The following is a 5,635-nucleotide window of genomic DNA, read 5'->3' as shown; positions in this document are numbered from 1 at the left end:
CGGCGGCTCGGAACTGCTCGTGGACCGGCTCGCCGGCGGCCTGACCGACCACGGCCACCAGGTGACCCTGGTGTGCGGGGGCCCGGCCGCGTACCGCGACTACCGCGTGGTCTCCGCGGGCGGAGACGCCGGGCACTTCCTGCGCGCGCGCCGCGCGCTGTCCCGCCACGTCGGCGGCACCGACCTGCTGGTCGAGGTCTGCAACGGCATGCCGTACCTCGCGCCGCTGTGGCACAGCGGCCCGTCGCTCTGCCTGGTCAACCACGTGCACACCGAGCTGTGGGCGATGCGCTACCCCGGGCCGCTGGCCCGGCTGGGCCGCCGCCTTGAGCACTGGGCGCTGGCCGGCGCCCACCGGGGCAACCTCCTGGTCGCCGTCTCCTCCTCCACCGCCGCCGCGCTGCGCAACATCGGCGTCGACCCCAAGCGGATACGGGTCGTCCACAACGGCGTCGAGGACCCCGGCCCGCTGCCGCCGAAGTCGCCGGAGCCGCTGTTCCTGGCGATGGGCCGGCTGGTCGAGTACAAGCGCATCGACCTGCTGCTGCGGCTGTGGGAGCGGGTGCGCCCGGTCACCGGCGGCCGGCTGGTCATCGTCGGCACCGGCCCCGAGCGCGGCCGGCTCGAAGCGATGGCGGGGCCCGGCGTGACGTTCACCGGCCACGTCTCCGAGGGCGAGAAGCACCGCCTCCTCGCCTCCTCGTGGCTGCTGCTGCACCCCTCGCTCGTCGAGGGCTGGGGCCTGGTGGTGACCGAGGCGGCGGTGCGCGGCACCCCCGCGATCGGCTTCGACATCCCCGGCCTGCGCGACTCCATCCGCGACGGCGACACCGGCATGCTGGCCCGCGGCGAGAGCGCGTTCGCCGCGCACTGGTGCTCGCTGGCGCTGAGCGAGGAGCGGCGCGCCGCCCTCGGCGCCGCGGCCCGGCAGCGCGCCACCCGGCTGAGCTGGGAGGCGACGGTACGGGACTTCCGCACCGTCGCCGACGAGGCGCTCGCCCGCGCCGGACGGCACGAGAAGCGGGGGGGATGACAGCAGTGCGGGACCCCTCCATACGGCGGTCGGTCGCCCTCTTCCGCGCCTTCATGAAGGAGCAGGACGACCCCGCCCGCGCCTACAGCCTGCTGGCGCGGGACGCGGCGGACCAGGTCGAGCGGATCACGCCGCTCAAGGACCGGCTCGTCGTCGACGTCGGCGGCGGCGGGGGCTGGTTCACGGAGGAGTTCCGCAGCCGGGGCGCCGAGGCGTACCTCTTCGACTGCGACGCCGGCGAGATGGCGGCGGGCTCCGACGTGCGGACCGGCGCCGTGGTCGCCGACGGCTATCTGCTGCCGCTCGCCGACGGCGTCGCCGACGTCGCGTTCTCCTCCAACGTGCTGGAGCACGTGGCCGACCCCGAGACCTTCCTCAGCGAGCTGATCCGGGTCACCAAGCCCGGCGGCCTGCTGTACGTGGCGTTCACCAACTGGCTCTCCCCCTGGGGCGGCCACGAGCAGGCGCCCTGGCACTACCTGGGCGCGGACCGGGCGCGCCGCCGCTACACGCGGCGCGCCGGACGCGACCCCAAGCACACCCTGGGCGAGAACCTCTTCCCCATCCACATAGGCCCCACGCTCAAGGCGGTACGGGCCCGGGACGACGTCGAGGTCGTCGCGGCCCGCTCCCGCTACTGGCCCTTCCTCGCCGAGGCCGTCGTCCGTGTCCCCGGCGTACGCGAGTTCGCCACCTGGAACCTTCTTCTCATACTCCGGCGGTGCCCATGACCTCCACGCTCCCCGCCCAGCCGGCCACGCCCGGCCGGCCCTACTCACCGCCGCCCCCGGCGGGGCCGGCAGGGGGGCGACCGCCCGGGAGCCGGCGCAACTGGCGCTGGCCGCTCGGCTTCTGGGCGTTCGCGTTCGTCGCCTGGCTCATCCCCTCCGCGGGGAAGACGACGTTCGAGACGAAGCTCGGCGTGGCGGTCGACCCGTGGAAGTTCGCCGGTGACCTGGGCGAGCTGTGGCACGACCAGAACGGCTTCGGCGGCATCCACGACCAGTACTTCGGCTACGCCTTCCCGATGCTGCCGTACTACCTGCTGACCGACCTGCTCCAGATGCCGACGTGGTTGGCGGAGCGGCTGTGGCTGTCGCTCGTGGTCACCGCCGCGTTCTGGGGCGCGCTGAAGCTGGCCGACCGGCTGGGCTTCGGCACCTCCGGGACCCGGGTGCTGGGCGCCGCCGCGTACGCGCTGTGGCCCGTGTTCACCATCATCGTCGGCTCCACCTCCGCCGGTGCGCTGCCCGGCGCGGTGCTGCCCTGGGTGCTGCTGCCGCTGCTCGACGAGCGGCTGACCCCGCGGGTCGCCGCCGCCCGCTCGGCGCTGATCATCCCGTTCATGGGTGGCGTCAACGCGGCGTCCACGCTGGCGGCGCTGCTGCCCGCGCTGCTGTACGTGTGCACGCGCACCGGGCAGCGCCGCACGAAGCTGCTGGCGTGGTGGCTGCCCGGGGTGCTGCTGGCGTGCCTGTGGTGGATCGTGCCGCTGCTGCTCCTCGGCGCCTACGGCGAGAACTTCCTGCCGTTCATCGAGACCGCGCACAACACCACGACGACCATGTCGGCGACCGAGGTGCTGCGCGGCACCGGCAACTGGGTCGCGTACCTGAACTTCGGCGAGGAGTGGCTGCCCGGCGGCTGGACGGCCGCCACCGGCTGGCTGCCGATCATCTCCTCCGCGCTCGCCGCCGGCCTGGGCCTCGCGGGCCTGGCCCGCCGCGACCTGCCGGAGCGGCGCTGGCTGGTGCTGACCGTGATGACCGTCGCGCTGATCACCCTGGCCGGGTACGGCGGCGCGCTGGGCGCCCCGTTCTCCGGCAGCGTGCAGGACGCGCTGGACAGCTGGCTGAGCCCGTTCCGCAACATCTACAAGTTCCAGCCGGGACTGGCCCTCGCGCTCGCGCTCGGCCTCGCGCACTTCGTCGCGGTCGCCGCCGAGCGCCGCGGCACCCGCGCCACGCCGCGGCGCAGCACGTGGGTGCCCGCGGTCGCCTCCCTCGTGGTGCTGCCGGGGCTGCTGCTGCCGTACGCCAACGGCGACGTGCTCCAGCCGGGCGCGTTCGACAAGCTGCCCAAGCACTGGGAGCAGACGGCGGACTGGCTGGAGGAGTACTCCCCCGACAGCCGGGCCCTGGTGGTGCCGGCGACCGCGCACGGCACGTACGAGTGGGGCAAGCCGATCGACCAGCCGCTGGACGTGCTCGCCGAGTCCCGCTGGGCGCAGCGCGACTACGTGCCGTTCGGCACGGCGGGTTCGCGGCGCGCGATGGACGCCGTCGACCAGGCGCTGATGACCGGCGGCGAAGTGCCGGGGCTGCAGGCGTTCCTGGCCCGCGCCGGCCTGCACTACGTCGTCGTGCGCAACGACCTCGACCCCGACCAGGTCGGCTACGTCCCGCCGACCACCGTGAAGCAGACGCTGACGTCCTCCGGCTACGAGAAGGTCGCCGAGTTCGGCCCGGAGCTGACCGGCGGGCGCATCCCCGAGGGCACCCCGCTCCAGATCGAGGGGCTGTTCTCGCGGCAGCGGGCGGTGGAGATCTTCCAGCCCGCGAACGGCGAGGACCTGCGTCCCGGCCCGGCCGGCACGCTCAACGCCGCCGACACCGCCGTCCTCAGCGGCGGCCCCGAGTCGCTGCTGCAGCTCTCCGCCGACCCCGGCTGGCAGGGCCGCCCCGCGGTGCTCGCCGGTGACGCCCACCCGGGCGTCGAGGAGCCGGCGGTCAAGGTGCAGGCGGACGGGCTGCGCCGGGCGGACACCCGGTTCGGCGTGGTCAACAACAACACCTCGTACACGTACACCGAGGACGAGAAGAACCCGTCCGAGAGCCTCCAGGACCCCGGCGACGAGCCGCGGATGATCGTGCCGGAGAAGGGCGCGGAGCACCAGACGACGGCCGTCCTCGACGGCGCCGCCTCGGTGACCGCGTCGACCAGCGGCAACTGGATGTTCCACCTGCCGCAGTTCGACCCCGTCAACGCCTTCGACGGCGTGGCGCAGACCGGCTGGGCCGAGGGCAACCCGGACACCTCCGCGGGCGAGTGGCTCCGGATCGACTTCACCGAGCCCACGAACCTGGAGGGCACGCTCGACCTGACGCCGCTGCCCGGCGCCGGCATCCGCCCCGAGCCCGTCGAGGTCGAGGTCGAGACCCCGCGCGGCAGCGAGGTCAGCACGCTGCAGGCGGGTGGCCGTACGCAGACCGTCAAGTCCCCCGAGGGGCAGGCGGAGTGGCTGCGGATCACCATCCGCAAGACCGAGGGCACCCGCACCGGCTTCGCCGGCGCCGGGTTCGCCGAGGTCGAGATCCCCGGCGTCTCGCCGGTCAGCCGGCAGCTCCAGCTGCCCGCCGACGCCAAGCAGGTCGCGGCCGACGCGGAGCAGGTCTCCCTGCACCGCGGCAGCGACCTCGGCGGCCTCAACCCGGCCGCGGCGGAGACGGGTCTGCAGCGGCGCTTCGAGTCCGGCGCGGGCGAGTACACCGTCACCGGCAAGGCGCTGCCCGTACAGGGGCAGGGCCTCGACGCGCTGCTCGACGACCTCGGCGCGGCGGACGAGGACCGGATCCGGGTCACGGCCGGCTCGACGCTGCCGCTGAGCCCGCAGCTGAGCCCGCGCAACCTGGTCGACAAGGACCTGACCACGGCCTGGATCGCGGGTACGGACCAGTCGCTCTCGCTGAGCTGGCCGGAGGAGGCGGAGATCAGCGAGTTCGTCCTCGCACCAGCCGGCGGGCTGTCGGCGCGGCCGACGGAGGTCGAGGTGACCACCCCGACCGGGGCGCAGACCGTGGGCGTGGACGCCAACGGCTGGGTGCGGATCCCGCCGGTGACGACCGACCGGCTCGACATCAAGGTCACCGAGGCCGAGTCGCTGACGGTGCACAACCCGTTCGCGGACCGCGACGTGCAGCTGCCCGTGGGCCTCACCGAGGTCTACGTCCCGGCGCTCGGCGAGGACGCGGAGAAGGACCTGCGCACCGAACCGGTCGACAAGGACGAGCCGTTCGAGCTGGAGTGCGGCCGCGGCCCGATGGTGTCCGTGGACGGGCAGCTGCTCAACACCCGGGCCGAGGGCACGCTGGGCGACCTCGTCGACCGCCGGCCGGTGGACATCGAGCTGTGCCCGGGCGACGGCGAGACCGCAGGTCCCGTGCAGCTGGAGGCCGGCCGGCACGCGGTCGCCGCCGGCGACGGCGAGGCGCTGGCGGTCACCGACCTGACGCTGACCCGCGGCGAGCCCGCGGCGGCGGCCGGGAGCCGCGAGGTGGAGACCGCCGACTGGGCGGGCGACGAGCGGTCCGTGACGGTCGGCGAGGGCGAGGACGCGTACCTCACGACGTACGAGAACTACAACGACGGCTGGAAGGCCACGCTGGACGGCGAGGAGCTGGAGTCGGTGCGGCTCGACGGCTGGCAGCAGGGCTTCCTGGTGCCGGCGGACCTCGCCGGCGAGGTGAAGCTGGAGTACAAGCCGGCCACCTGGTACGACGCCGGGATCTTCGCCGGTGTCGCCGCCGTCCTGGCGCTGCTGGGTACGCGCTCGTCGCCCGCGGCAACGTGACCAAGGGCATCCTCGTCAGGTTCGACGCCCCC

General features: G+C 74.2%; 2 protein-coding genes and 1 pseudogene. All 3 read left to right on the top strand.

Translation table 11 applies throughout. From position 1 onward, the window contains the following. A partial coding sequence (locus H5J30_RS15700) for a glycosyltransferase family 4 protein (protein WP_181788054.1) occupies window positions 1-1,033 on the top strand: 1,033 nt, incomplete at its 5' end. A gap of 5 nt (window positions 1,034-1,038) precedes the next feature. Beyond that, complete coding sequence (locus tag H5J30_RS15695; RefSeq protein ID WP_181788055.1) at window positions 1,039-1,764, top strand: class I SAM-dependent methyltransferase; 726 nt, start codon at window positions 1,039-1,041, stop codon at window positions 1,762-1,764. Continuing rightward, window positions 1,761-5,576: pseudogene (locus H5J30_RS15690) on the top strand (alpha-(1->3)-arabinofuranosyltransferase domain-containing protein); the annotation flags it as partial. The gene H5J30_RS15695 and the pseudogene H5J30_RS15690, both read left to right, overlap by 4 nt. Between the last annotated feature and the right edge of the window lie 59 nt (window positions 5,577-5,635).

This window comes from Streptomyces phytophilus (assembly GCF_013870535.1).
Taxonomy (GTDB): Bacteria; Actinomycetota; Actinomycetes; order Streptomycetales; family Streptomycetaceae; genus Streptomyces; species Streptomyces phytophilus.
Note: the sequence above shows the minus strand (reverse complement) of the source record. Positions and strands in the feature narration are given on the sequence as shown.